Below are 25,192 nucleotides of genomic sequence, written 5' to 3'. Positions count from 1 at the left end.
AAATTGTAATTAATGGTAAGTTATCTGCTGTCATAGGTGTAGACCTGTTGTTAGTAATGAGTAGGGGATGGAAAATTAAAAGGGGTGATAGTTATTAATTTCCTAGATGTTTTGTTTACAGTCTCTATAATTTTATTGGTATCAATAAATCTAGTTGAAATAATAAATAGTAGAAAATCAGGCCAAATAGTCCATTATTATAAACTTAAAAACGTAACACCGTTGAAAGTGCTTAGATATATATTCTACTTCATAATTATTAGTTTGTTCGTTGTATTGATAGTTACAGTAATTAATAAGAAGGAGTATAAAGTTATCGTTCAATCGTTATTTTGGATTATTATTAGTGGTATGCATATAATGAATTTTCCAAGTTGTTACTATGTTACTGACAAAGGACTAGTTAAGTATGGAATTCATAAGTGCTTTTTTAGGATACATAGATGGGAAGATATAAAGAGTATTGAATGGGATAAAATAAATGATCGAATCTTATATGTATATATAGAAGAGAATGGCTTAAGACTTAAAATTAATTGTAAATATGAAGATGAAGAACTCAACGTAGAAAACTTAAAAAAACATTTGGAATATAAAATTCTAGATTAGGAATTGAATTTAGAGCATTCAGAAAAAAATGAATAAAAATAATAAATTATACGGGTGGTGTTGTCTTGAAGTCTATTCCAAATGGTATATCACTAATAAGGATATTTCTTGCATTTGCATTTTTTTTGATAGAGCCATTAAGTACATCATTTTTTGTAATATATTTTATCTGCGGTGTTAGTGATATCCTTGATGGTTACATTGCAAGAAAAACCAATACAGGTAGTAAATTTGGAGAAAAGCTTGATTCTATAGCAGACTTAATTATGGTTACTGTTTTAATAATTAGGTTATATCCTATTATTGATATACCTATTACAATCTCTTACTGGGTTATTGGGATTGCAGTAATCAGAGTTATGTCCATGGGCATAGTATTAATAAAACATAAAACTTTTGGAATAATTCATACAACTGGTAATAAAATTACAGGTTTTATGTTATTCTTATTCCCTTTGATTATCCAATTGGATGCATTAATATATTTGCTTTGTATTGTTGCAAGTATTTCTGCAATAGAAGAACTCCTTATCAATTTAGTTTCAAGGGAATTTAATGGGAATAGAAAAAGTATATTACATAAGGTAAGATATCTAGATTAATTGAGTAGAACTGTTTTATGGAGGTAGTATTATGAATCCTATAAATTCGTAGTACCAATAAAAGAATGAGGTGTAAATTATGGGGAGATATAAGAGAAATGGTTTTAGACTTTTGATTGCATTAATAATAATAATAATATTATTATTATCAGTAGGCATTATTTATGGTAACGATTATATAAAACGATATAGATTTAACCATGTAGAAAAAATATATGAGAATGTTTATATGGAAGATGGATATATTGCAGAACCTGAGAATGTAATCCATGACGATTGGTTAACAGATTTTGCAGGAGGCAAGAAGGAACAATTTATAGTTCGGATCGGTCAGGTTTTGTACAATCAAAGTGAAGTTAACAAAGAGGCATATATTGAAATAGAAAGTAATAATGAAAAGATAGAATTAATAGCTAACGGTGGAAGTTATGAGTATTATGATATTACAAACAAAATTAAAAGAAAAACACTTAATTTCTTAACGGGTAAAAGGCTAGAGGGTAACGAAGTTATTAAAGACTATACGGAAGGCAAGAACACAATCGTATTGATAATTGACTATGATGAAGATGGAAATGGTACACCTAAAGTAATATATTGTTCGGATGATCAATCATTTAAACAACCTAAAAATAATTATTATAGATTAAGTATAAGGAATTAAAGTGAGTGTGCCATAAAAAATGAAGAGATTATTTAAGATTTAAGGTAAGGAGACTATATGACTAAAGATTATATTGGAATTATAGTTATCTCCTTTGGGCATTGAAGTGAAGGAAGTCTTTAATAATATAGATTTACCATTTAATGCAAATACTTTTGATATTATAAGCAATCGCCACGAATCTTTTGATGCTGGTGAAGTGAGACGTATATTAAAAGATGGAGGATATTTTATAACTCAGCAAGTTGGTAGTAGAAATAATAATGATTTATCTAAAAAATTACTAGATAATTTTCAACCACAATGTCCAGAATATAACTTAAAGCATCAGAAAGAATTGCTGATAAACGAAGGATTCAACATAGTTTTTGAAAATGAAGTCTTGACTCAAACATTTTTTTACGATTTAGGTGCATTAGTATACTTGGCAAAAATAATAGAATGGGAATTCCCAGGCTTTTCCGTTGATACATGTTTTGATAAATTATGTGATTTACAAACTGATTTGATAGAAAAGGGATATATTTCTGCAATACAGCATCGTTTTATTATTGTTGCACAAAAAGTTTAGATTATTAAGATTCATTAGATATCCTAAAAGAAGACTCTTGTAAAAAAGATGTCTTCTTTATTAAATTTTATACTTAAATAGGTATATTAGATAGGAATACCAAAAAATATTCCAAATTTTTGCACAAACAAATAAAAGTATAGTATAATAATGGAGGATAATTAATCAGAATATTAGTGTAACAGCATAATGGGTAGGAGGGGTTATATGGGTTTGTTTGGTCCATCTAAAGAGGAAGTTTGGAAAGAGTTATGTGAAGAAATCAAAGGTACTTTAATAAATGAAGGGTTTTGGAAGGGAAGTCGAGTTGAAGTACAATATAAAAACTGGAAGATATATCTAGATACATATACAGTTTCGACAGGTAAATCATCAATCACATATACACGATTGAGGGCACCCTTTGTTCATTATAGAGATTTTCATTTTAAAATATATGAACGATTTGGAATCATTTCAGATATTGGTAAGGCTTTAGGAATGCAAGATATCGAAATAGGAGATAGTGAATTTGACAAAAAGTATATTATACAAGGGAATAATGAGAGTATTGTAAAGAGTATTTTGTCAAACACAAGAGTTAAGGATTTGATATATTTGCAACCTAGAATTAAATTAGAGACTAAAAATAATGAGGGGATATTTGGTCCAAATTTTAAAGACAATGAGAGCCAATTATATTTTTTAGTAACTGGAGTAATTAAAGATGTCCAATTGTTAAAGATCATTTTTGAATTATTTAGTGTGCTATTAGATGAAATGGCACTACAGGGCGTTATAAGTGAAGATACGCCAAGTGTGCAGTTATATAAATGATGGAAAAGTTATAAGGATGAATAGGAGATGATATCAAATGTTGGGTAAAGTGATTAATAATTTGGGGAAGGTTTTATTAGGTTTGGGAGGATTACTATTTATAGTTTCATCAATTGCTGCATTTATGGAAGGCTACCTCAATGCTCGTAATAAAGTTTTGTTTGGAACGGCAGAATTTGGTATAGATTATTATAGTTATAGTTTTGTTCTATTAATAATAGGCCTGTTGTTAGTAGTATCTAATAGAATTATAACAAAAATAAAGGAGAATAAACTGTGAAAAAAAAGATAGTAATTTTACTAATAGTATTATTAATAACGATTGGAATTGGATTTAGTTATCTAATAAGGAATTATCATAAAAGTGCTTTTCTATTTTCATCTAACAGTAATAATACTGGAGATAGCGGCTTTAAGGCAGCTGAGTTTATAGAATTTAACGGAAATGATTACTATACTTTAAATGCTGAAAATATTGACTTAATAAACTATCAATATTTCTTAGAATTAGAAAGTGGAGAAATTAAATTTATATTATATAGTGGAACCAAGAAAATCTGGTCAAACGGTGAAATCAGAGAGACAATTGAAGATAGTGGTGAGGTTGAACTAAAAAACAAACAAAAACTTAGATTAAGAGTAATTGGTAAGAATGCTACGGGAAAATATCGATTTGAGTGGGAAGGATAATGGCTCCAGATAAATTTGAGTAAGGGGAATGGCGTTATGGCAATAAGAAGTGCAGTTAAGACAATTGTTATTAAAGATGGATGTATACTTTTAATTAAATATATATCAGAAAAGGGATTTGTACATTATGGACTCCCAGGTGGGGGACAAGAGCAATTTGAAAATATGGAAGAAACCGCTAAACGTGAGTTCCTTGAAGAAACAGGTTACCAAATTAAATTAAAAAGATTTGCTGCTATTGCAGAAGAAATTTTTGAAGATAAAGAACTGAGAAAAGAATACCCCAATTATGTACATAGAATACATCATATCTTTCAAGGAGAGTTAATAGAAGAAGATAATGTGATTGGGACCTGTGGAAATATCGATACTAATCAAGTTGGTTGTGAGTGGATTCCAATTGAAAAAGTTTCAAAGATATATCTAATACCTAGACAGGTAAAAGAAAATTTAATTATTATCTTAAACTCAAGTTATCCCATTTATTTAGGGACAACATATGAAAAAGCCAATTTTAAGTAGTTATAATTATACTAAGATTATCAAACTTGCTCAAAGAGTCAGAAATATAATTAGATATAACTAGGGGGAAGTAATATGAAAAAAGTAATAACGATTATTACACTATTTCTTATAGTGTTAGTGGTGTTTACTGGTTGCTCTAAGCAGCAACTACTTATGAGCGAGCAGTTAAATAGCAACAGTATAAATAAAATTCAAGTGATTACAGCTATGGGTAATCCTGACTTTGGTGCAGAGAGCAAAATCATTACAAATACTGACGAGATAGAAACATTTGTTAAAACTTTCAATAGTGGTATTATTGGTAACAAGGTTGATGAAAAAGATATTGGAATTGGTAGTATAAGCTACTACAAATTCTTTTATAATGATGAGTTAATAGCTCAATTTACCTTTAATGTCAATGATACAAATGTTATTTGGTTTAATAACAATTATCATTATGTTACTTACGGTCAAAATCTAAAAACGCCTTTTGAACTATATAAAAACTCTAGTGCAGACATTTTTGTGGTAGATGAAAAAGGGAATATAATTTGATGTTCTTAGTAGTTATTTACCAACCGGTACATATACAATAAAAGAGGATATATTAACGATGATCACATATGATCAAGAACATAAGTATGTATTTGAAATAGATGAAGATACGTAATATTTAAAGAAAATATGTCCTCAAATGTGGGTTTAATAGATGATAGAATTGGAATTCAAGTAACAGATAATGCAAGATTTACATTGAAAAAGGATTAAATTTTACAGATATAGGGGGGCGTCTAATGTCTATATTAATTTGGGATTTTGATAATACATTAGCTTATAGAGATGGTATGTGGACTAAATCATTGTATGAAGTTTTAAAACGCAATGATTTTATAGTGTCAGAAGATGATATTCGACCACATTTTCAAGATGGTTTTCCATGGCATAGACATAAAGAAGTACATAAGGATTATTTTAATGGACTTAGTTGGTGGGAATATGTTAATACAATAATCTTAAATGCTTTATTAAAGATTGGTATTGAGAAGCAAAGCGCAATAGAGTTGACCAGGCAATTTAAAGATGAGTATCTAGATATCAGTAAATGGTACTTGTTTGAAGATACTGTAAGGACCTTAGAAAAGTCTATTTCAGAAGAATATTCCAATTATATATTATCAAATCATACACCAGAACTAATTGATATTATCGAAGGTTTAGGGATACAAAAGTACTTTAAGAAGATTATATCTTCAGCAGTAGTTGGTTATGAAAAACCAAATAAATTAATATTCGAAGAAGTATCTAAACACTTTGAAAAGGACTTAAAAGTTTATATGATAGGTGATAGTTATTCTGCTGATATTCAAGGCGCTTTAAATTATGGCTTTGAAGCTATTTTGGTTAGACAAGAAAATAAGGCAAATTACAAGAATTACTCTAGTAATCTAGACGGTATATGGGAATTTATTTAGAAATGTTTAAGTGACTATAATTATCAATTGCATTGAATTGAATTTATATATAAGGAGGATAAAATTATGAAAGTAAGAATGGTAAAAACGTCATTAAGTATTATGTTCATTATTTTTATTATAGGATTTATTTTGATTTTTTCATCTAATTCTATTGGTGAAAGAAGGGGACGTAACGCAATCCATAATAATGGTGGTACTTTGGACACACGTCAATATGAAAGGATTATTAATGAAAATACTTCTAACTTTCGAACTGCTGGTATTGTATTATCTTTGGTAGGTGGTTTTGAGTTATACTCAGTGGATATGCATTGTATAAAGAGCTAGATTAACAATTTTTATATTTTGATTATCTAGAGAGAAAAAAAGTTAAAACAGGAGAGCGCTAAATGACTAATAATATAGGGGTAATTTTAGATTTAGAAGGAACATTAATGAGCAATGGTAAAGCATTAGTAGGATCAACTCAGTTGTTGGCATATTTAAGAGAAAAAAATATACCATTTAGAATTATAACTAATACAGTATCAAAATCATGTAAAGAATTATCTTTAGATTTTAAGCGTATAGGTGTTGATATTCCAGAGAATCATTTTATAAATCCGATGGTAACCTTAAGAGGATTTTTAACTAAAAAACATATAGAGTCTTTTTGGTTTATTGGGTCGGAAAATTTAAAGAATCAGTTAGGAATAGATGAAAATTATAATGAAATACCTGATTATATAATACTGTGTGATTTTGAAAATATTGATTGTAATTATAAATTGCTTAATAAGATATTTAATTATGTACATAAAGGTTCAAAGTTAGTAACTATGTCAAGGTCAAAATTTTACTTATCAAAGAATGGCCCTAAACTAGATACAGGTGCATTTTGCAGTATGTTTGAGGATATAACAAAAAGTAATGCCATCTTATTAGGCAAACCTTCTAGTGAAATTTACCACGAAGCAATTAGTCAAATGAATATTGAATCAAGTAAGATTATTGCTGTGGGAGATGATGTTTTAACAGATATTAAAGGTGCAAATGAAATTGGCAACTATTCAATACTTGTTAAAAGTGGGAAGTATAAAAAGAATGATGAGACTAAAATACAACCTAATCAGGTAGTTGAAAGTTTACTGGATGTAATAACTTATTTACAGAAAGTAAACATTGGAATTGAATAAGACAAAAACAAGAAACTAACTAATTTTAAAGAGGTGAATTTTATGTTTAACATAAAAAAAGATAAAGGGTTTATTCCTAATAGAAGGAAAGTAAGTAAGATTATATGCTTTAGTATTATAGGGTTTATATTTATTTTTTCTATCATTTCTATGATAGTGGTGAAATTTATCTATGATGGTCAATTTCCAAGGTATGATAGACATGATGAAACGATTACAGCAAGTCTAAGATATACAGATATACAGAAGGAGTATCCAAGACGCTTAGTGGATTTTAAATCAGGAGATAATCGCTTACAAGGCTATGTGTATGGAGAAAGTAATGATCAAGGCCTTATAGTGGTAGTTCATGGTCTTGGAGGTGGTGCAGATAGTTACTTGCCTCAAATAGCCTATTTTGTAGATCAAGGGTGGCAAGTTTTTGCTTATGATGCGACAGGGAGCTTTGACAGTGAGGGAAAGACAACAAAAGGTTTTCCACAAGGCTTAATTGATCTTGATGCAGCATTAAGCCATATAGACCAACAACCACAGTTCAATAATCTTCCGATTCTTTTGTTTGGACATAGTTGGGGTGGTTATGCAGTAACCAACATACTGAATTTTGACCATAATATTTCTGGTGTTGTGTCAGTTTCTGGAGTGAACAGTCCGTTGGAAATTATTATGGAACAGGGTAAACGTATGATGGGTTCTTTTATTTATTCTCAACGCCCTTATTTATGGCTATACCAAAGAATGCTATTTGGTGATGTGGCTTCTCTAAGCGCAGTCAATGGTATTAATGAATCAAATATTCCAGTTTTAATTATACATGGTACAGATGATGAAATGGTAGAATATAATGGGAGTTCTATAATTTCAAAGGGTGATAAAATCACAAACCCTAATGTAAAAGCCATATCAATTAGCAATCAAGATCGCAATGGACATAACAACCTTTTTCGTTCAGAGAATGCTATAGAATACATAAATATAATTAATGCTGAGTACCGTAAAATTTATGAAAACTATGAACAGAATATTCCGTATGAAGTGAAACAAGAATTTTATTCAGGGATTGATAGAACATTGGCCCAAGATTTAGACTTAGAATTAATGAATGAAATACAGAGATTTTTATTGGAGAGCTTAAAGTAGTTTAACAATTAGCGTAGGGGGAATATAAGTGAAGTATCTTACAAAGGAATGGTATGGTTTGCTTCAAAAAACGGGATTTCATATACTTCTTGTGGAAGAGAAAGATGCAGAAATTTTTTCTGAAGACTATTTTCAAAGATTATACAAACAAAAACTGGAAGAGTTCTATAATATATTTAGAGAAGTTGCATTATTACAACAGATAGAGTTTGATCAAGATCAAACTTCTAAGCAATTTGAAGATACATTTATATTTAATCTAGAGCAAATTAAAAGATGTTTATCTCAAGAAATATTAAATAAAATACCAGATATACGAGTTTTTGCTTTAAATAAAGCGTCTAAAGAAGTGATTAAAGAAGTTACTCAATTTTGTGAGGAAAATGAAACATTGGTAGAATCTGTTAGGAGAAAGTATCAAGCTTATTATAAAAAAGCGTTAACAGTAATCGATAATAATATTATAAAGAATATTAATTTTCACGATTGTGTAGTTAAAGAAACAAGACAAACAGAGGATTCTTTTATTATTACATTTGTATATCCTTCTGGGTATACTGATGTTCAAGAACTCCATTTAAAAAATTATAAGATTCTAAAACAAGAGCTTCCAATACTAGAGAATTTATGCTGGTTATATGAAGAAATATATTGGGTAGATAACAAATATGAGTTACATGTCTTATTTATTCAAAGTGATAATATAAATACGGTTGAGTTTACTGTATCAGCTGAAAATATTTCATTTGTTTAAGACAGGACAGTACCCGTCATTAATAGTTATAGTTTAAAATTTAAAAAAGTTAAATAACTTTACATCTAAGAATTTAATATTAATAAGGGAGAAATTTAATGAAAAAACTATTTTGTATCATTACAGTTTGCTTAAGTTTATGTATAGGATGTCAACGCGCTACTAGTGGAGATGCTGGAAATATTAATTTAGAAAATAAGCCATTGGAAGTTGAATCAACTAATAGTGTTAATAATAAGGTACTAGGCAAAGGGATTGTTCAAATGCCTGACTTAAGTGAGTATACTTTAGAACTCCAAATGTATAACGGAAAGTACTATTATGATGAATCACCTGGTGCTTTTCAAGGCGATAATTGGGTTGGTGATTGCAAGTTAGTATTATCAAAAGATAATGTTATGATCTCAGAGTTTAATTTAACTGATTGGAATGAAGAAATGAGGTTCCAAACTGAATTTGATATCTTAACATATGATTATAATGATGATGGTCAGTATGAGTTCTTAATAGGCCAATATTTAAGCAGTAACATTTATGAGTATAGGTTATATAGAATAAAAGAGAATCTTGAAATTGTTAATCTTCAAAATGTAGATTATCTTAATATAAGTGGTGGTGGTAGGTATTCAAACCTCTTAGGAATAACTGAGACGGGGGATATTTATTATAAGTACTATGACAATTCAAGAATGGAATATATCACTAAAATGCTTTTGTTTGAAAACGGAACAGTAACAAAAATACCACTATAAGACAATAATAACGATATTAATTGGACGGAAATAGAAAGAGAATTAGAATTGGAAAATGGAAAATGAGATCAAAATCTTGGTGATATTTTATTTAGGAGGATAAAATGAAGGTTAATAATAATAAGGTTTTTAGATATATGGCTCTAATGTTTATAATAACCAGTCTACTTACTGGGTGTTCTCAGGAAAAAGTATTAGAACTCGAGAAGCAAGAACTTAGAGCTAAGGTTAAAGAGTTAGAGTTATTAATTGATGAAACTTCTGCTAAAGTTGAACATTATGAAAAGACATATGATCTACGTAACGTATTAGATATAAAGTCCAGGCAAATAATTTCTTCATTAAATTTAGGAGTATTTAATGAAGAGGAAAAGGCTTTATTAGGAGATAACATACTAATTCAAGAAGATGGACTACTTATTAGGGTTGCAAACAATCATTATGAGATGCCATTTTTTTCTAATTCATTAGATTTTGAGAAACTTAGGCAAAGATATTTTCTTTTGGATGAAGAGGAAAGATTTATTACAGGTTACGAGGTTTTTAGTGTCTCAGATAATATGGAGAATGATGTTATGAGAAGTGTGCTTATTTTTACATATATAGAGACGCCTTCTGGGTGGAAGCTTGTTGATATTAATGCAGATAGATAGAAAAATACTATGACTATATGTCCAAATTTATTTTTCGATAAAAACATTTGGACGCTTTCATATTTAATTTTTATAAGGTTTAGTATATATAGAATAAAATAAAAGTTCTTAAAAGAAAAGCAACATTAGATGAAGGAGGCTCTAATGAGAACTGATAACTATAAAGAGAAATTTATAAAAAATCACTTGTATTATTTAGAGGAGCTAAATAAAGATGAAATGCAATTAATTCCCAAAAGCAATAAAAAAGAACAATCAAATTATCTAATGAAAATGGATTGGGTTTTAATTGATGATAAATTTTATAAGAAAGTATACGAAGAAACATCAGATCAGGAGATATCAATTTATACTCAAATGAAGATGGTTGATTTACTAAGTTCTTTAGGGAGTCAAGTATCTGATCTGCGTAAAGAACAAAAAATGCTTGCTATGAGGATTAAAGGTATGCAAGTTTCACTTACGATAATAGTAATTATTCTACTTGTCGTAGTATTATTATAAAGTAAATCTTGTGAGTTTAGATAGTTAGGAGTCGGATATGAAAGTTGAATTTCACCCATTAGATGAAAAGGTTGAAAAATTAAGTTTTGTTGTAATTCAAGCAAGATATCAAGGGCAATGGATATTTGTAAGACATAAAGATAGATCAACCTGGGAAGTGCCAGGTGGTCATATAGAAAAGAATGAAGACGTAGATGCGGCTGCAAAAAGAGAACTGAAAGAAGAGACAGGCGCATTAGACTTTAACTTAGTTCCGGTTTGTGATTATTCAGTTGAAATAAAAGAAATAAAAACATTTGGACGCTTGTACTATGCTGAAGTTACAAAATTAGGTAACTTAGAATATGAAATTGAAGAGATTTCTTTTGGTGATAATCTACCAGCCCAACTTACATATGATAAAATACAACCACATATATTTGAGAAAGTGAAAGGGTTTATTATATGAAAAAAAAGATATTAAAATTAATTCCAGAGTTGATAATATGTATGATTGCTTTTAGGATTGAAGGTCTTTTTGTACTATCAACCTTAAATTCTTTATTGGTATTTCTTTCTGTATATGTGCCTATGCGAGTAGTATACGAAGTTTGCAGAGAGATAATCACGAGAAGGCTATTAATAATTAAAAAGGGTAATAGTTATTGATTTCTTAAATGTTTTTTTACAATATCTAATAAAGGGGAAGGTAGCAATGGCTAGTATTAGAAAGATGAAAGAAAGTGATTCTAGGGTAGTTGCTTCTTTAATTAGCCAATTAGGATATATTGTGACCAATGAAGAAGTTCAACTACAGTATTTAAATATAACTGAAAACAATGGTGCAGGTATTTTTGTGGCTGTTTCTGAAGATGACAAAATCGTAGGTTGGGTCCATATGAGTATATACCATTCATTAATTATTGGTCGTATGGCCATAGTTTTAGGTATTGTAGTTGATGAAGCACTGCGAAATAAAGGAATTGGACGTTTGTTAATGCAGGCAGGGGCAGAATGGGCTAGGAATAATGATTGTATTGGAATAAAACTTAACTCTGGAGCAGAGCGAGAAGATGCTCATATGTTTTATTTGAAGAATGGCTTTAAGATGAAAAAGAGTCAGTTAGCATTTGTAAAAATGTTATAATAGGACACATAATAGTTTTAAAATTGAAATATTAAGGTGAAATATATCGTCAGAGATGAAATTAATTAATCAAAGATTGGGAATTCCTGTAACTGATAATGTAATATTTATACTAAAAAAGATAAAATAAAAATAAAGTTTATTAATTTATATTACTTAATTATATACACGAAGGGGATTGTGAGATGACAAATTTAAAAGTTGAAGTAAAAAAATCTTGGGAGGTATTTATAAATAATTTTATTAAATTTATGTTTCTAATCACGTTACTATTCATCATTGGACAAGGAAATGATTTTATGAAAAGTAATCATATTAGTAGAATTTTAAGTATGCTAATATTACCACTTACAATATTTATACAATTAATGGTAGTTCATATAGTTATAAGCTCTGAAAATAGTAATTTTAATGATTTAATAAGGAAGTCTTTTAAAGAGTACAAAGAAGTATTTATTATAGTTGGTCTTCAATTATTAATATTAGCTGCTACTATTTTTACAATAATTCCGATTATACCTATGTTAATTATCCAATGTTTATTTATATTTGTATGGCCAATATTCGTTGTAGAAAAAAAGACGAGATTTGAAGCCATACTGGCTAGTCTACAATTAGTATCTAAAAATATAAAAGATTTGTTTAAGTATTTAGTATTATACATAATTATTATTTTAGTAATTGCTTTCATATTGACTTTGACTAATGGGTTACAAATGAATACTGTGGAAAATGTAGTAATAGTTAGTGTAAAATATTTTGAAAGATTTGTAACATTATTCTTTACACTGATGTTTACAAGATTATATCTTTTGTATAGAAATAGACGTGAGAGTACAAAAGTAGAGTAGTGAAATAAACGATAAGTTAGGTCATATTGACACTTTTGATATTGTCACTGTTATTTGAGTTTTCATTAGAAAATATATGGTTAACAGCAGCACCTGTTACTATAGCTGCAATTACATTACTTGTAATTGACGGAATATTAAAGAAAAAAGTAAAACAAACTTATTAATGGAGTGATACGATGTTGATGTTTAACCTGTGGCTTTCTATAGGCTTGAATTTAATTTTATTTGGTGTAATTATATTAGGTATAATTGTATGTATTAAAAGTTCGTTTATGGAAGGAATTGTTTTTTTTATATTGATAATAATACAGCAAATTTATATATTTATTTTCCCAAGGATTTTATACCCATTAATTAACAATTGGTCAAATTTACGGATTTTTAATAGAATATCAATGGGCGAAATAATTGCATTATCAACCTATATATCAACCAGTTTAACAACTATTTTAAGCATTGTTGCATATGGTGTTTTAGTACTTGGAATATACAAAAGAAGACATTTATTTAATGAGATTAAAAATATTAATAAAAATTAATTTTAAAATAGAAATAAATGATCGATAGTCGTAATATACGTTTTGGATTCAAAGGTAGAATTTACGACTATCTTTTCGTTAAAGTTGTGTTTAGCGAATAGTTGAATGTATGAGAAAAAATATAGTTTTTTATTTTATGTTCCTTAGATTACTAGAAATTGCACTCCACTCTTAATAAATAATAATCATCTATTTAGTACCAAAAGAACCTGGTTTTTTTATCCATTTTCTATTAGTATCGTCTTTGATATAGAAACGTAGAATTTCTCCACAATCCAGGCACATGTCACAGTACATTTGAGACACATAATCCAAAATTTTTGTAGACTTTGGTCCAATATTACCTGTCTTAGCAGAAAGACCTATTGCAATGCTGTCCTCTATTCTGGTACTGTTACAATTTTTACAATTCATTGTATTCCTCCTTTAATCACTAAAAATTCTATGGTTGCTTACATTATTAATACAACATCGTCACCTATTCCATAATCACCCTGTCCATAAACGTCTAAATATTCATCTAGTAGAAATTCTTTTACAACTTTTTGCTTATCTTCATCTAAAACTTTTACAAAACCGCCTTTTTCATATGCTCTAACAGCCCGTGTATTTCTTTTTGATGGTCTAATAATAAATCGTTCAATACCAAGAATTTGAATTAAATAGTCACAAAAAACCTTAATAGACTCAGATCCGAATCCTTTTCCACAGTGCTTTTCAGTTGACATCCATATATCAAGCTCTGCACTCTTACCTTTTAAATGAAAGGAAGAATAGCATATAGCGCCTATTTCTTCGTTCTCGTAGCTTATTATCCATAGTTGACCACACTCTGGTTTTGAGCCGTCAAAATAATAATCTTCAAAATCCTCACAGTATTCTTCCCAACTTGGTATAGGTGTATCCTCAAAATTAGGGGGACCCATATGGCTTCTAGCTGTTTCTGATAAACACAACCATTCATATATTTTTCTTTTGTCACTTAGTTTGGATGGTTTTAAAATAATCTGTTGACCTTTAATCATTTTCATGCTCCTTTACATTTCAATCCAGCTGTTAAAAAATTTTTCTTGAAAGTTAACAGCCTCTTCTATTTCTCCATTTGATCCCATTTCTGTTCAATATTTAACTTCATTAAACTGCTCCCCCTTGTTATCTACTTAGTCTACTCCCAGCAATGAAATAAAGGAGTAAATTACTTCCCTATAACTATTAATAAATTTTTATATAATAACAGTATAAATTATGTTCGATTATTGTTTCCAGTCGACTTATTTATATACCCCCCTATAATTCTCAGGTAATAATTCTGCTATTTTTTTCATTATGTAGTTTGTGGTAAAGTCATCGTATTCTTTTTTGTCTTGCTCTTTTGATCTCTTGGGAAATTCAAATTGTTTTCCAATGTTGATATACACATCGGCATGATTAAAGGTTTCCCCACTCATATCGCCTTCTTTTTTTATTGGTAAGAGTTTTTCTGTACCATATAAACCAATAGGTACAATAGGAGCTCCTGTCATCCTTGCAATTAGAAGGGTTCCTCTCTTTGCTTCTATTAAACTACCAACTCTACTTCTAGTTCCTTCTGGAAAAATCAATAAACTTTCCCCTTGTTTAACAAGGTTAATAATTTTCTTAAGACCCTCATTATCAGCAGTATTCGGTTTTATGTTTGTAGTCTTAATTGCATTAATCCCTATACTTGTAACAGCATTATTGGACAGCTTTACACCTGCTACAAAAGTTGGATCAATCTCTTTTAGTGCCTTGTCTAAAACCAATCCATCAGAATTGCTTAAGTGATTGCATATAAAAATAGTTGGCGTTTTAATTTCTTTTAAATTTTCACTTCCCTCTATATTTATAGTGGCATATTTTTTTAGGAGTTTATTAACAACTTTTTTAGATATGTATGTGACAAATCTATCCGGTAAAATATTAATAATTTTTGCTGTTGCAGTGGATATCATTTGCTTACTCCTCTCAATTAATTTTTATTCATAATAAATATTGTAAGTTTTTAACTTTATGTAAGACTTTATCCTGCTAAAGAACAACCTACTAATATAAAATAAATGCTTTCATGTACTTTTCCTTTGCACGAAATAGTCTTTGAATAACATAATTAAATTTCATTATTAAAAATATACCAACTAGGTATATAAGTTTTAAAGCCCTTGTACCACTCGAGGACATTCATGGCTTGTTTAAGCATATAATTAATATCATCTTGACCAAATGGTATAGCCCAAGGAATTGAACTAAGTTGATTACAACCTATGTATAACGCTAACAACCTAAAAAAAGTGTCTGGAACATTATTATCAAAGTAACCATTAATGCGCCCAGAGGCAAAAAACTTACTAACCCCAGCACAAAAGGTGATTCGATTAAATTCTTCCCAAGGATCTCCAAAATCAAGTCTGTTGAAATCTATTATGCCTAAATCACCTTTTTCCGATATTGTCATATTGCCAATATGATAGTCTCCATGTTGAAAAACTTGGGGCCTATTTTCTAAAAGAAATCGGTTTTCATTAATATAATTAATAATCGAATCAGAACCCTCGAATTTTATAGAACATGCCTCATATGCTGCTATTTTTCGATTAATTTTATTATTAAAGCGGTGTGACCACTCTGGTAGGTTATGCCGAACTTTAGTTTCATGAATCTTTCTTAAAATTTCCCCAGCCTGAACCCCTATCTTATACTGTTCTATATCACTTAGCATAGGAATAATACGTTCTGCATCTTTACCATCTACCCAGGTAAATAAAGTATAGACGTCATTACCATCATTACATACATCGAAGGCTAATGGTCTAGACATTATCACTGGAAGTTCATCAAGTTGTTTTAGCAATTCATAATCATCTTTTTTAGTATGATACTCTGATATGTTGGATAATCTAAGTAAAAACTGTTCGCCATTATTAGTATTAATATAGTACTTTTTGTCACTTGACCAACCTTTATCAATTAATACAATATTCTTCCAATTATCTGAACCAGTTATATCTTTAAATTTATCGTTCATCTGAATTCCTTTCTCGTACCTAGTGTAATGTCACCAAACTTATGCATCTCCAATATTCCAGAACTTTAGAGTGATCGATTAGGCTGTCAAAAGTCACTTCTTATTGTACTCATTTTCTAAAATACCATATATTACATCACTATGATATTGTCCATGTAATATATCTACATCTCTTAAAATGCCTTCCTGCTTAAACCCTAATCTTTCGGGTATTTTTCTGCTTTTTATATTTTTTTCAGCAACTTTAATGACGATTCTATGTACTTTTAATTCCTTAAATAAATATTCTATTAGCCTTTCGCAACATTTAGTTACTATACCTTTACCGGAATATTGTTTTTCTATCCAGTATCCTATTTCTGCAGATTTAAAATCTCCTAAGTCATAACCAATGGATCCAATCAATGTATCACAATACTTTATTTTAAAGTCTAAACCTTCGTTATTGTTTTGTTTATTTAGAGCATAATTAATATACTTCATCCTATCTTCTACACTTTTAGTTTTATCAACCCAATGTAACCATTCACGCAAATAGCCTCTATTACGATCTACTAATTCAAAACTCTCTTGAACATCCTTTTCCTTTAAAGTTTCTAAAACTATGTCTTTATCAACGACTATTTTCATATACTTCCTCCTAGTATTACTTATATGTGGAATTTCATATAACTTTCACTTTATAGATGCCTTCGAACGGGGCATCTATAAAGTTATAATACCCCATTGTTATATTTTTTTTGTGCTTTAAAAAACATTACCGTTCCCCAGACAAAGGATATAACAAAAATTACCCAACCATAAGTTGTCTTTGTCACAAAATTAACTATTTCTGTCAATATCATTCCTATACCCATAAGAATAAATGCTTTACCCATTTTTTCAGCATACGGTTTTTTATCATTTTCAGAAACTCTTGTATAATGATACGAATGTATAAGTGAAATTTGTTCCTTCTTCCATATACGCCAACCTATAAATATAAATATCATGCCCAAAATTGCCATCAAACTTAATATAATCACAGATTTCACACTCCTTAATAAATAAATCCTTAATCTCTATAGTTAAATAGTTAAATCTCTTGTCAATTTTTACAATCCACTTCCCACAATCCCTCTTTAATTTATAGTACTTCGCAATTAAATACTATTGTGGATTATACTTGTCTCTTTTAGGCGCTTAAAATAATTGACTAAATCACTGCTTTCTTCATAAGTATATATTTTTTTAGAAATTCCTTTTAAAGTGTTTGATATATCTTTTCCTTCTTTGGCTATTGTAATAATAGGGATTCCTTTTGCGTATGCATATCCTGCTTCTATACCAAGGCCTACCCCTTTCTCGCTTAAATCAACAACTATAAAATCACTTATTTCTATCTCTTTAAAAGAAATACTCATTAATTCTTCAACAGAAAATGTTTTCCTACCCCACTCTTCTTTATCCCTTATTATACAACAGGATTTAATTTTATTTACCTCAAGAGCGTTTGATATTTCTTCAATTAACTCTTTATTCTCTAGATTAATATGATATTTTATTGCAATATAAGCTTTCATTTATACCTATCTCCTTTTATTATGTAACGGGGAGGCCCGTTTGCATGGATATAAACCATCTATTTTCCCAACCTCTTTAAAACCAACTAACAAATATAATGCTTTTGCTTTATCATTGAAGCTACTGACACACAAAAAAATTCTGTCAACTTTACCTTTATATTTAGATTCATAAATCTTAAGTATTTCTGTACCAAATCCTTTACGTCTGTATGCTTTATTTACTGCTATTAATCGCAATAAAGGAAACTTTGAAAACATACACACATCATCAATCCTCATAAATCCTCATAATTCCTACGGTCCTTTTAATTTTCATCTTTTGCAATGTACACTTCTTACTTTTCTAATTACTCTAAAATAAAACTACTACTCTTTTTATGATCCTTAAGTATTATGGTATTTGGACCATCAAGTTCAGCGTAAAAACCTGCGAGGATTGTATCTGTGAACGGCCAAGGTTGACTTTTATAGAACTTTAAGTTTTTAACTTTTAGTCCTACTTCCTCCATTACTTCTCTGTAAACAGCTTGTTCAAAACTCTCTCCTATTTCTAAAAAACCAGCTATGAGTGCATAATTTGTATGTGCTCGCCCTGCATACTTAGGTAATAGAAGGCGATTCCATCATGAACAGCTACAATTACACAAGGAGATATTGTTGGGTATTTTTTTTGTTAAATATTCTTGGATCAATATCATGTATCATTGTTTTATCCCTTCTTTATGCATTTTAATGTAGTAAAAATTTGTCAGATACAACTGTACTTATCAAAGATTATCTTTATATTTATACTATAACTTTCATACCATCATATGCAAAATATATTTGATTATAGTTACTTTGCAAATGCAAATAATCATCGTATGATTTTCCCCAGTCTTCTTCGATATGAGTTATAATGACCTTGCAAATATTATAGTTATTCTTTAAATCTTGGATTTCATCCATACTAAACAATTCTTTGCGTAATATATTTTCTTCACTTAAAACATAATCATTTTTTAATACTTCACCAACAAAAGTATTTCCAATAATCAATACGTCTGCATTATTAAATAAATCATTTTGTGGGAAAGGTTTAGTATCGCAAGGCGCATATATCAATTTACTATTTCCATCTTCAAAAACAAATACTGTAGAAGAATCAATTTTAATAAATGTAATCTTTATATTATTTAAATAAACCTGATCTCTTACACTATTTCTTCTTATTAAATTCCTAGTTTCTTCATAGTAATCTAGAAAGGAGCCCCTTACAGAGCCTATAGAATTAATGTCGCACATAACATGTTCCATTGCAAACACATTTATGGGATCCTGGCATTCGATCCCTTCTGAAACATTTAACCAATTTAATCTCATATGTTCAAAAACGCGCATACCAAGAGTGTGATCTGGATCCATATGACTAAACATTACAGAATTAACTTGTGAAACATTAGAGTAATTAAGTGCATGCACAATATCTTCTGGAGTATCTATTAACAAGCCTATATCTTCTAAATAAAGGCTGCAACCAAATCTTGAATATGGCTTACCTTTTTCTCTTGCCTCTTTGCATATTTTACAATGGCATAATGGTTTAGGTAATGCCACACATCCACCACTTCCTAATATAAGAAATTTCAAATTGTATCAACTCCAAAAGTGTTCATTCTTGTACCGCTTATACTTACTAAACGGATTTCTTTAATAATTAATTATACTACATTTTAAAGAGTTATGAAATATACCGTATTAATTTTAAAAAATATTTGATAATTATATTTCTTTGTAATATAATTATATCTATTATTTTTTTTGTGACAGAAGATACAATTTCATATAAAACGGGGGGAATTTTTTTGAAATTCAAGTTAAAAGCTCAAGTGTATAATTGGAAGCACTTTATTATTATACCTTACCAATGCGACCCAATAGGAACAATAGCATTAGGCATTCAGAAATTATGTACTGCTCTTACCAATGTATTTCAAGTTTTAGTTATTGCCAAATTTATTGATTCAGCTATTCTTGTTGCACAGGGTGAACTTACTTCTACTGAAGTTTTGCCTTGGCTTGCTTTATTAATGGCTTTGGTTGGATGGAAAAGAGTCTCTTTTAACATTGGCAAGTACTTTGTTAAAAAAATACAAATAAGGGTCGAAGAGCAACTATCAAAGGAGTTTACAGATAAACGGGCACGTATGGTGTACAGCCAAGTTGAAAATCCAGAAACTTGGGATCTTGTCAATCGTGTGTGTAAAAATATTGAGATCCATGTTAGTGAGATGCTCCAAAGAACTTTTAATTTTATGTTGTATTTAATTAGAATCACAGGTGTACTACTTATAATCTTTACTCAGATTTGGTGGGTTGGTATTCTTATAACCCTTCTTACCATTCCTTTAATTCCTATTTCACTCAAAGGTGGTAAAACTGCTTATACTGCAACTAAATCAGCTGCACAATACGACAGGCGCTATCAGTATATTTCCGAAGTACTATCTGGGCGTGAAGCTGCTGATGAAAGAACTCTATTTGCTTTTACTAATCATTTAAACCAGTATTGGCATGAACAGTTTGAACAGTCTAGAATAATAAATTTAAAAGCAGAGATAAGAAGAAGCCTTAATATGTATGGTGGGAGTGCTATCACAAATATTTTATCCTCTGTTATCATTTTAGCACTAATTTTCCCTACTGTTTCAGGTGAATTAAGTCAAGGGATGTTCATTGCAATTGCTACTGCTGTATATGACCTTATAAAGCTTATGGGGGAAGAAATGACACGAGTTGTATCTCAACTGTCTAAATATAATGAGTACATAAAGGAGTTTACGATTCTTGCAAACATTGAAGAAGTTGAAGGTGTTACGGATTTACCTACTACAGAACAACAAGTTTTTAAAACCTTAGAGTTTAAGAATGTAAGTTTTAAGTACCCTGGTACAGATACCTATATATTAAAAGATATGAATATGGTATTAGAAAATGGTATTCATTACGCGTTTGTTGGTGCTAATGGTGCTGGCAAAACCACAGTTACTAAATTAATCACAGGTCTATATACTAACTTTGAAGGCGAAATATTGATTAATGAAAAGTCCATTAAAGCATATAAACAAAAAGAACTTAAAGCCATGTTCTCAGGCATCTATCAAGATTTTGCAAAATACCATATTAGTGCTGAGGAAAATATTCTTATAGGAAATATAAATAGCTTAAATAATAATGATTCTAAAGAAAAAATGATACATATTACAAAGGATTTAGATATTTATGAAGCTTTATCTTCCCTTCCAAAAGGGTTTCAAACACCTTTAGGAAAACTAGATGAAGAAAGTGTTGATTTATCAGGTGGGCAATGGCAAAGAATAGCAATGAGTCGAGCCCTTATGAGTCCTGCTCCTGTTAAAATCCTAGATGAACCTACTGCTGCTCTCGATCCTATTAGTGAAAGTAAGCTTTATGAAGAGTTTGAAAAAATTAGCAAAGGTAAAACCTCTATTTTTATTAGCCATAGACTAGGATCAACAAAGATTGCTGACAAAATATTTGTTTTAGAAAAAGGCAGAATCGCTGAAGAAGGTTCACATAAAAAATTAATTGACCAAAAAGGGATTTATTATACTATGTTTGAAAGTCAAAGGAGTTGGTATCAATGATAAACAATCCTCCAAAAGCTGGATTTACTAAAATGATTAAGCATTTTACAGAAGTATCTTGGAAGAATTTCCCTATCTACTTTGCTTTTGTAATCCTAATAAACGCACTTGCAGGGTTTTCTACTGCTGCCATTGCATTATTTAAACAGCTGTTCTTTGATTCAGTTAACCAAGCTACCACTTCTACTGGCTCTATTAATAGCCCCTTGTTTTATGGTGTTTTAATGTCTATAGTAATGGTTGTTGTTCTATTTTTAATGGGAATGTCTGATATTATGAAAAACAATTTGATGTTAAGGCTCCAAGGTGCTTTGGGTATGAATCTAAATGAAAAAGCTTCAAAAGTTGAACCTATTTGTTTTGAAAACAAAGCAATATTAGATAAAATTAATAAAGCAAATAAAGGCATTAAAAGTGCTGGTTTAATGTATAGTGCTTTTTTGAATATTGTCGTATATTCTGTGCCTTATTTTATCTTTATGGCTATTTATCTATACTATGTGAAACCAATCTTAATTCTATGTATTTTATTCGCTTTTGTGCCGAGTTTTATTGGTCAAATAATTCGATTCAAAGCATATGCCAATCTTGAAAATGAAGTTGCCCCTTTGCGTAGAAAATATGAATATTACGAACAATGTATTAATGATAGAGAGTATTCTAAGGAAACCCGTTTAATAGGTGGTTTTTGGTTTTTTAGAACATTATACACTACAGCCCTTGAACTTACCTGTAAAACAACTTGGAATACCAATAGACGTTTAGAGTTAATGGAACTTAAAATTAGATTCTTTTTGCTTATAGGTTACTTAGGTACTATTTATTTAACCTATATTTACTTAATTCGTGGAGAAATTAGTATAGGTATGTTTGCCGCGGTTTTTTCTACTGTGGATCAGCTATTTGACTTTATGGAATACGCTGTAAGTCGTAGAGTTATGAATATTACTGAAGGTATGGGATTGGTACAAAATTATATGTTTTTTCTAGAGTTACCTGAAAGAACTGGGAAGGAGCAAGACTTAAAACTTAAAGAAATAGCTCTTAAAAATGTTTCTTTTTCTTATCCCAACACCAACAAACTGTCATTAAATAATATTAACTTGGATATAAAGGATGGAGAAACTCTTGCAATTGTAGGTGTAAATGGCTCTGGAAAATCAACTCTAGTTAAATTAATTACTGGGCTATATCTTCCTGATGAAGGCAGTATTTTTATTGATGGAATTGATACTAAAACCATTGCTCCTGCTTCTATATACAAACATATTTCAGGGGTGTTTCAACGTTTTCAAAAGTATAAAATGCCCTTAAAAGATAATCTTATCATAAGCCAAAGCAATCGAGACAATCATGAAGAACATCTTAATAGTGCTATTAAAAAGTCTGAAATTGATTTATCTGATAGAAGTTATACAGAAGGTCTTAATACGATGCTATCTAGAGAATTTGGTGGTATAGATATTTCAGGTGGACAATGGCAAAAGATAGCCATTGGGAGAGGTTTTTACAGAACTCATAATTTACTTGTATTAGATGAACCGACAGCTGCAATTGACCCTATTGAAGAAACTAGAATTTATACTCAGTTTGCAGAGATGTCAAAGGGAAAAACTTCTATAATTGTAACCCATAGACTTGGCTCAGCTAAAATCGCGGATAGAATTATCGTAATGAGCCATGGCAATATTATAGATATAGGAACACATGATGAACTTATAGATAAAGAAGGACTTTATAAGACAATGTATGAATTTCAAGCAAAATGGTATGCGTAATAAAAAAAAGCCCATAAATTTGGGCTTTTTTTATATCCTATAAACTTATTAAAATAAAGTTAACTGTTCTAGTTGCTCTTTTTCTTCAAATCTATGAAGGTATCTAAATATTTCTTTATTGTCACAGAGAATGTTATGCTTTTTACACTCACTATAAAATAGATTCATTAGCTTTTCATGGTTGTCACTTTTTAGTTCATAGCTGTAACCATACTTCTTTTGATACTTTTGTTTAAGTCCAGGAAAATGATCATCAAGCTTTGAATAAAAATATTCTCTATTGCCATCTCGTAATGTTAAGCACATACCGAAACAAATTATACCGTATACATTGGCCTTGGTACAGTAATCCAGAATGCCCATTAGATTATCTTCTGTATCATTAATAAAGGGCAAAATAGGGTCTAGCCATACAACTGTTGGGATATTATTATCACGCATGATTTTTAATACCTCAAAGCGTTCTTTTGTGGTAGAAACTGCTGGTTCTATAATTTTACACAAATGCTCATCATAAGTTGTGAGTGTCATTTGAACAACACATTTGCTTTTTTCATTGATACTTTTAAGTAGGTCTAAATCGCTTAAAATACGGTTTGATTTTGTTTGGATAGAAAGTCCAAAACCGTATTTATTAATTATTTCAAGGCACTTTCTCGTATGGTTAATATCCGCTTCAATATGCATATAGGGATCACACATGGCCCCTGTACCAATCATACACTTATTACGTTTTTTCCTAAGTGTGACTTCTAACAATTCAGGAGCGTTCCTCTTTACCTCAATATCCTCAAAATCGTGTTGCATATTGTAACAAGTACTCCTGCTGTCGCAGTAGATACAACCGTGAGTACATCCACGATATATATTCATGCCATTTCTTGGAGACAAGATAGACTTAGCTTCTTTATAATGCATGTTTCTTTTCCTTTCTATGTGACCCAAAAATTTTCACAAACTCTTATTTAAAAGTCCATCCTTCATAGTGGAATTTTAGTGATACGATTAAAAATCAATGTCAATTGGAATAGTTTTAGTAATTTGAAATTCCTTGAGTGGCTTCTTCTCATAATATGATATTACTATATATGCTTCATTAAAAATTATCTCCTTTTCTGATATAGAAAGTAGTCGCATATTTACTGGAAATTCATCTCTAACAAAAGAAAATCCTTGATAATAATATCCTGCTAAATTATTTTCTTTTTCTTCTAATGAAATTACTCTTTCATCATATAATTTTTCTATGGCATATTTAAAGTCTCTTAGATTAATTCCTCTACTGATTCCTTTTGGAACTTCTCCTTTAAACCAAATTAGATTTGCTGGATAATCTTTAATGAGTAAATATATATCAGTATTATAGGTATCTCCAATAATTGGTTGATCACTGTTAAGTTGTATGGAGAAGGTATACCCATACTTATAATGGTCCCATGTTTTAAAATATGTATCTAGAATATCATTATCTTGTTCCACTACACAGGTAATTTGAATATTATTGATATCCATCGATGGTGGTATTTTATTCCATCTGTATAATAGAAGTAATGATATTATGAATAACCCTAAGAACATATATAGTACACGTAATGGCATAAATTTCATTATTATTCCCCATTTCCCCTTAAATTAATGCTATGGAGTCTTGTTAAAAACTAGCCTTAATACGCTTAACCTGTTTCATTAAATCTTATGCGAAATCTCTTGTAGTGTATAACTTTTTCC

General features: G+C 29.7%; 35 protein-coding genes and 1 pseudogene. 24 read left to right on the top strand and 12 right to left on the bottom strand.

Translation table 11 applies throughout. The features are described 5' to 3' along the window. Window positions 1–84: 84 nt before the first annotated feature. The 22 genes from EDC18_RS02520 to EDC18_RS14470 all read left to right on the top strand — a co-directional run bounded on the left by EDC18_RS02520 (window position 85) and on the right by EDC18_RS14470 (window position 13,431). Complete coding sequence (locus EDC18_RS02520) at window positions 85–609, top strand: hypothetical protein (RefSeq protein ID WP_132249927.1); 525 nt, start codon at window positions 85–87, stop codon at window positions 607–609. Between the two features lie 65 nt (window positions 610–674). Further along, window positions 675–1,211: a CDP-alcohol phosphatidyltransferase family protein gene (locus EDC18_RS02515; RefSeq protein WP_132249925.1), complete on the top strand. Its 537-nt coding sequence runs from the start codon at window positions 675–677 to the stop codon at window positions 1,209–1,211. 79 nt (window positions 1,212–1,290) lie between these two features. Further along, the gene (locus EDC18_RS02510; protein ID WP_132249923.1) at window positions 1,291–1,875 is read left to right on the top strand and encodes a hypothetical protein; all 585 of its coding nucleotides are present in this window, start codon (window positions 1,291–1,293) and stop codon (window positions 1,873–1,875) included. Window positions 1,876–1,981: 106 nt separating this feature from the next. Beyond that, entirely contained in the window at window positions 1,982–2,446 is a 465-nt protein-coding gene (locus tag EDC18_RS02505; protein ID WP_132249921.1) for a class I SAM-dependent methyltransferase, read from the top strand. A 207-nt stretch (window positions 2,447–2,653) separates the two neighbouring features. Further along, on the top strand, window positions 2,654–3,262 hold the full coding sequence (locus EDC18_RS02500; protein WP_132249919.1) for a DUF3137 domain-containing protein: 609 nt from the start codon (window positions 2,654–2,656) through the stop codon (window positions 3,260–3,262). A gap of 37 nt (window positions 3,263–3,299) precedes the next feature. Beyond that, the gene (locus EDC18_RS02495) at window positions 3,300–3,542 is read left to right on the top strand and encodes a hypothetical protein (protein ID WP_132249917.1); all 243 of its coding nucleotides are present in this window, start codon (window positions 3,300–3,302) and stop codon (window positions 3,540–3,542) included. Further along, window positions 3,539–3,952, top strand: a complete 414-nt coding sequence (locus tag EDC18_RS02490; protein WP_132249915.1) for a hypothetical protein — start codon at window positions 3,539–3,541, stop codon at window positions 3,950–3,952. Before EDC18_RS02495 ends, EDC18_RS02490 begins: the two co-directional genes overlap by 4 nt. Window positions 3,953–3,988: 36 nt before the next feature. Continuing rightward, window positions 3,989–4,474 carry an NUDIX domain-containing protein gene (locus EDC18_RS02485; protein WP_132249913.1) on the top strand — a complete coding sequence of 162 codons (486 nt, stop codon included), beginning with the start codon at window positions 3,989–3,991 and terminating at the stop codon, window positions 4,472–4,474. Window positions 4,475–4,549: 75 nt separating this feature from the next. Beyond that, window positions 4,550–5,014, top strand: coding sequence for a hypothetical protein (locus tag EDC18_RS02480; protein WP_132249911.1), 465 nt, complete (start codon window positions 4,550–4,552; stop codon window positions 5,012–5,014). Window positions 5,015–5,253: 239 nt separating this feature from the next. Beyond that, complete coding sequence (locus tag EDC18_RS02475; protein ID WP_132249909.1) at window positions 5,254–5,931, top strand: HAD family hydrolase; 678 nt, start codon at window positions 5,254–5,256, stop codon at window positions 5,929–5,931. 66 nt (window positions 5,932–5,997) lie between these two features. After that, a complete protein-coding gene (locus EDC18_RS02470; protein WP_132249907.1) occupies window positions 5,998–6,261 on the top strand; it encodes a hypothetical protein in 264 nt (87 codons plus the stop codon). A gap of 62 nt (window positions 6,262–6,323) precedes the next feature. After that, window positions 6,324–7,109: an HAD-IIA family hydrolase gene (locus EDC18_RS02465; RefSeq protein WP_132249905.1), complete on the top strand. Its 786-nt coding sequence runs from the start codon at window positions 6,324–6,326 to the stop codon at window positions 7,107–7,109. Between the two features lie 42 nt (window positions 7,110–7,151). Then, window positions 7,152–8,249, top strand: a complete 1,098-nt coding sequence (locus EDC18_RS02460) for an alpha/beta hydrolase (protein ID WP_132249903.1) — start codon at window positions 7,152–7,154, stop codon at window positions 8,247–8,249. Between the two features lie 28 nt (window positions 8,250–8,277). Beyond that, window positions 8,278–9,003, top strand: coding sequence for a DUF4085 family protein (locus EDC18_RS02455; protein WP_132249901.1), 726 nt, complete (start codon window positions 8,278–8,280; stop codon window positions 9,001–9,003). Between the two features lie 98 nt (window positions 9,004–9,101). Beyond that, window positions 9,102–9,755, top strand: a complete 654-nt coding sequence (locus tag EDC18_RS02450; RefSeq protein WP_132249899.1) for a hypothetical protein — start codon at window positions 9,102–9,104, stop codon at window positions 9,753–9,755. A gap of 104 nt (window positions 9,756–9,859) precedes the next feature. After that, the gene (locus EDC18_RS02445) at window positions 9,860–10,408 is read left to right on the top strand and encodes a hypothetical protein (protein WP_132249897.1); all 549 of its coding nucleotides are present in this window, start codon (window positions 9,860–9,862) and stop codon (window positions 10,406–10,408) included. 144 nt (window positions 10,409–10,552) lie between these two features. Beyond that, window positions 10,553–10,912, top strand: a complete 360-nt coding sequence (locus EDC18_RS02440) for a hypothetical protein (protein ID WP_132249895.1) — start codon at window positions 10,553–10,555, stop codon at window positions 10,910–10,912. A gap of 37 nt (window positions 10,913–10,949) precedes the next feature. Further along, window positions 10,950–11,360: an NUDIX hydrolase gene (locus EDC18_RS02435; RefSeq protein WP_132249893.1), complete on the top strand. Its 411-nt coding sequence runs from the start codon at window positions 10,950–10,952 to the stop codon at window positions 11,358–11,360. Beyond that, on the top strand, window positions 11,357–11,560 hold the full coding sequence (locus EDC18_RS02430; RefSeq protein ID WP_132249891.1) for a hypothetical protein: 204 nt from the start codon (window positions 11,357–11,359) through the stop codon (window positions 11,558–11,560). Before EDC18_RS02435 ends, EDC18_RS02430 begins: the two co-directional genes overlap by 4 nt. Window positions 11,561–11,606: 46 nt before the next feature. Further along, on the top strand, window positions 11,607–12,038 hold the full coding sequence (locus EDC18_RS02425; RefSeq protein WP_132249889.1) for a GNAT family N-acetyltransferase: 432 nt from the start codon (window positions 11,607–11,609) through the stop codon (window positions 12,036–12,038). 185 nt (window positions 12,039–12,223) lie between these two features. Beyond that, a complete protein-coding gene (locus EDC18_RS02420; RefSeq protein ID WP_132249887.1) occupies window positions 12,224–12,889 on the top strand; it encodes a hypothetical protein in 666 nt (221 codons plus the stop codon). 179 nt (window positions 12,890–13,068) lie between these two features. After that, on the top strand, window positions 13,069–13,431 hold the full coding sequence (locus EDC18_RS14470) for a hypothetical protein (RefSeq protein ID WP_165878439.1): 363 nt from the start codon (window positions 13,069–13,071) through the stop codon (window positions 13,429–13,431). A gap of 189 nt (window positions 13,432–13,620) precedes the next feature. On the opposite strand, the gene EDC18_RS02415 is transcribed toward EDC18_RS14470, so the two are convergent. The 10 genes and pseudogenes from EDC18_RS02415 to EDC18_RS02370 all read right to left on the bottom strand — a co-directional run bounded on the left by EDC18_RS02415 (window position 13,621) and on the right by EDC18_RS02370 (window position 19,668). Then, window positions 13,621–13,845 carry a hypothetical protein gene (locus tag EDC18_RS02415; RefSeq protein ID WP_132249885.1) on the bottom strand — a complete coding sequence of 75 codons (225 nt, stop codon included), beginning with the start codon at window positions 13,843–13,845 and terminating at the stop codon, window positions 13,621–13,623. A 38-nt stretch (window positions 13,846–13,883) separates the two neighbouring features. Further along, entirely contained in the window at window positions 13,884–14,456 is a 573-nt protein-coding gene (locus tag EDC18_RS02410; RefSeq protein WP_132249883.1) for a GNAT family N-acetyltransferase, read from the bottom strand. A gap of 246 nt (window positions 14,457–14,702) precedes the next feature. After that, window positions 14,703–15,404 (bottom strand): lysophospholipid acyltransferase family protein, encoded by a 702-nt coding sequence (locus EDC18_RS02405; protein ID WP_132249881.1) that lies wholly within the window; start codon window positions 15,402–15,404, stop codon window positions 14,703–14,705. A gap of 155 nt (window positions 15,405–15,559) precedes the next feature. Beyond that, window positions 15,560–16,474 (bottom strand): aminoglycoside phosphotransferase family protein, encoded by a 915-nt coding sequence (locus EDC18_RS02400; protein WP_132249879.1) that lies wholly within the window; start codon window positions 16,472–16,474, stop codon window positions 15,560–15,562. A gap of 93 nt (window positions 16,475–16,567) precedes the next feature. After that, window positions 16,568–17,104 (bottom strand): GNAT family N-acetyltransferase, encoded by a 537-nt coding sequence (locus tag EDC18_RS02395; protein WP_132249877.1) that lies wholly within the window; start codon window positions 17,102–17,104, stop codon window positions 16,568–16,570. 83 nt (window positions 17,105–17,187) lie between these two features. After that, complete coding sequence (locus EDC18_RS02390; RefSeq protein ID WP_243115040.1) at window positions 17,188–17,499, bottom strand: DUF3784 domain-containing protein; 312 nt, start codon at window positions 17,497–17,499, stop codon at window positions 17,188–17,190. 117 nt (window positions 17,500–17,616) lie between these two features. Further along, window positions 17,617–18,036 (bottom strand): nucleoside 2-deoxyribosyltransferase, encoded by a 420-nt coding sequence (locus tag EDC18_RS02385; RefSeq protein WP_132249875.1) that lies wholly within the window; start codon window positions 18,034–18,036, stop codon window positions 17,617–17,619. Window positions 18,037–18,042: 6 nt separating this feature from the next. After that, window positions 18,043–18,318 (bottom strand): GNAT family N-acetyltransferase, encoded by a 276-nt coding sequence (locus tag EDC18_RS02380; protein WP_132249873.1) that lies wholly within the window; start codon window positions 18,316–18,318, stop codon window positions 18,043–18,045. 95 nt (window positions 18,319–18,413) lie between these two features. Then, window positions 18,414–18,712 (bottom strand): annotated as a pseudogene (locus EDC18_RS14975) (NUDIX domain-containing protein); the annotation flags it as partial. A 113-nt stretch (window positions 18,713–18,825) separates the two neighbouring features. Beyond that, the gene (locus EDC18_RS02370; RefSeq protein WP_132249871.1) at window positions 18,826–19,668 is read right to left on the bottom strand and encodes an MBL fold metallo-hydrolase; all 843 of its coding nucleotides are present in this window, start codon (window positions 19,666–19,668) and stop codon (window positions 18,826–18,828) included. A 215-nt stretch (window positions 19,669–19,883) separates the two neighbouring features. Between EDC18_RS02370 and EDC18_RS02365 the strand changes: the two genes are divergently transcribed. Beyond that, window positions 19,884–21,686, top strand: coding sequence for an ABC transporter ATP-binding protein (locus EDC18_RS02365; protein ID WP_243115039.1), 1,803 nt, complete (start codon window positions 19,884–19,886; stop codon window positions 21,684–21,686). Beyond that, window positions 21,683–23,464, top strand: coding sequence for an ABC transporter ATP-binding protein (locus EDC18_RS02360; RefSeq protein ID WP_132249869.1), 1,782 nt, complete (start codon window positions 21,683–21,685; stop codon window positions 23,462–23,464). The genes EDC18_RS02365 and EDC18_RS02360 overlap by 4 nt, the downstream gene beginning before the upstream one ends. A gap of 48 nt (window positions 23,465–23,512) precedes the next feature. On the opposite strand, the gene EDC18_RS02355 is transcribed toward EDC18_RS02360, so the two are convergent. Together EDC18_RS02355 and EDC18_RS02350 are read right to left on the bottom strand one after the other, a co-directional pair. Next, the gene (locus EDC18_RS02355; protein WP_132250004.1) at window positions 23,513–24,382 is read right to left on the bottom strand and encodes an SPL family radical SAM protein; all 870 of its coding nucleotides are present in this window, start codon (window positions 24,380–24,382) and stop codon (window positions 23,513–23,515) included. A gap of 87 nt (window positions 24,383–24,469) precedes the next feature. Continuing rightward, window positions 24,470–25,072, bottom strand: a complete 603-nt coding sequence (locus tag EDC18_RS02350; protein WP_132249867.1) for a hypothetical protein — start codon at window positions 25,070–25,072, stop codon at window positions 24,470–24,472. Window positions 25,073–25,192 lie beyond the last annotated feature (120 nt).

The sequence above is a fragment of the Natranaerovirga pectinivora genome (assembly GCF_004342165.1).
GTDB lineage: Bacteria > Bacillota > Clostridia > Lachnospirales > DSM-24629 > Natranaerovirga > Natranaerovirga pectinivora.
This window is presented reverse-complemented; position numbering and strand designations above follow the sequence as displayed.

Bases quoted from the DNA above. Each gene is read 5' to 3' on its own strand.
- EDC18_RS02510 (WP_132249923.1), top strand. From the start codon at position 1,291: ATGGGGAGATATAAGAGAAATGGTTTTAGACTTTTGATTGCATTAATA.
- EDC18_RS02500 (WP_132249919.1), top strand. From the start codon at position 2,654: ATGGGTTTGTTTGGTCCATCTAAAGAGGAAGTTTGGAAAGAGTTATGT.
- EDC18_RS02495 (WP_132249917.1), top strand. From the start codon at position 3,300: ATGTTGGGTAAAGTGATTAATAATTTGGGGAAGGTTTTATTAGGTTTG.
- EDC18_RS02485 (WP_132249913.1), top strand. From the start codon at position 3,989: ATGGCAATAAGAAGTGCAGTTAAGACAATTGTTATTAAAGATGGATGT.
- EDC18_RS02480 (WP_132249911.1), top strand. From the start codon at position 4,550: ATGAAAAAAGTAATAACGATTATTACACTATTTCTTATAGTGTTAGTG.
- EDC18_RS02475 (WP_132249909.1), top strand. From the start codon at position 5,254: ATGTCTATATTAATTTGGGATTTTGATAATACATTAGCTTATAGAGAT.
- EDC18_RS02470 (WP_132249907.1), top strand. From the start codon at position 5,998: ATGAAAGTAAGAATGGTAAAAACGTCATTAAGTATTATGTTCATTATT.
- EDC18_RS02465 (WP_132249905.1), top strand. From the start codon at position 6,324: ATGACTAATAATATAGGGGTAATTTTAGATTTAGAAGGAACATTAATG.
- EDC18_RS02460 (WP_132249903.1), top strand. From the start codon at position 7,152: ATGTTTAACATAAAAAAAGATAAAGGGTTTATTCCTAATAGAAGGAAA.
- EDC18_RS02450 (WP_132249899.1), top strand. From the start codon at position 9,102: ATGAAAAAACTATTTTGTATCATTACAGTTTGCTTAAGTTTATGTATA.
- EDC18_RS02445 (WP_132249897.1), top strand. From the start codon at position 9,860: ATGAAGGTTAATAATAATAAGGTTTTTAGATATATGGCTCTAATGTTT.
- EDC18_RS02440 (WP_132249895.1), top strand. From the start codon at position 10,553: ATGAGAACTGATAACTATAAAGAGAAATTTATAAAAAATCACTTGTAT.
- EDC18_RS02435 (WP_132249893.1), top strand. From the start codon at position 10,950: ATGAAAGTTGAATTTCACCCATTAGATGAAAAGGTTGAAAAATTAAGT.
- EDC18_RS02430 (WP_132249891.1), top strand. From the start codon at position 11,357: ATGAAAAAAAAGATATTAAAATTAATTCCAGAGTTGATAATATGTATG.
- EDC18_RS02425 (WP_132249889.1), top strand. From the start codon at position 11,607: ATGGCTAGTATTAGAAAGATGAAAGAAAGTGATTCTAGGGTAGTTGCT.
- EDC18_RS02420 (WP_132249887.1), top strand. From the start codon at position 12,224: ATGACAAATTTAAAAGTTGAAGTAAAAAAATCTTGGGAGGTATTTATA.
- EDC18_RS14470 (WP_165878439.1), top strand. From the start codon at position 13,069: ATGTTGATGTTTAACCTGTGGCTTTCTATAGGCTTGAATTTAATTTTA.
- EDC18_RS02415 (WP_132249885.1), bottom strand. From the start codon at position 13,845: ATGAATTGTAAAAATTGTAACAGTACCAGAATAGAGGACAGCATTGCA.
- EDC18_RS02410 (WP_132249883.1), bottom strand. From the start codon at position 14,456: ATGATTAAAGGTCAACAGATTATTTTAAAACCATCCAAACTAAGTGAC.
- EDC18_RS02405 (WP_132249881.1), bottom strand. From the start codon at position 15,404: ATGATATCCACTGCAACAGCAAAAATTATTAATATTTTACCGGATAGA.
- EDC18_RS02400 (WP_132249879.1), bottom strand. From the start codon at position 16,474: ATGAACGATAAATTTAAAGATATAACTGGTTCAGATAATTGGAAGAAT.
- EDC18_RS02395 (WP_132249877.1), bottom strand. From the start codon at position 17,104: ATGAAAATAGTCGTTGATAAAGACATAGTTTTAGAAACTTTAAAGGAA.
- EDC18_RS02385 (WP_132249875.1), bottom strand. From the start codon at position 18,036: ATGAAAGCTTATATTGCAATAAAATATCATATTAATCTAGAGAATAAA.
- EDC18_RS02380 (WP_132249873.1), bottom strand. From the start codon at position 18,318: ATGAGGATTGATGATGTGTGTATGTTTTCAAAGTTTCCTTTATTGCGA.
- EDC18_RS02360 (WP_132249869.1), top strand. From the start codon at position 21,683: ATGATAAACAATCCTCCAAAAGCTGGATTTACTAAAATGATTAAGCAT.
- EDC18_RS02355 (WP_132250004.1), bottom strand. From the start codon at position 24,382: ATGCATTATAAAGAAGCTAAGTCTATCTTGTCTCCAAGAAATGGCATG.
- EDC18_RS02350 (WP_132249867.1), bottom strand. From the start codon at position 25,072: ATGAAATTTATGCCATTACGTGTACTATATATGTTCTTAGGGTTATTC.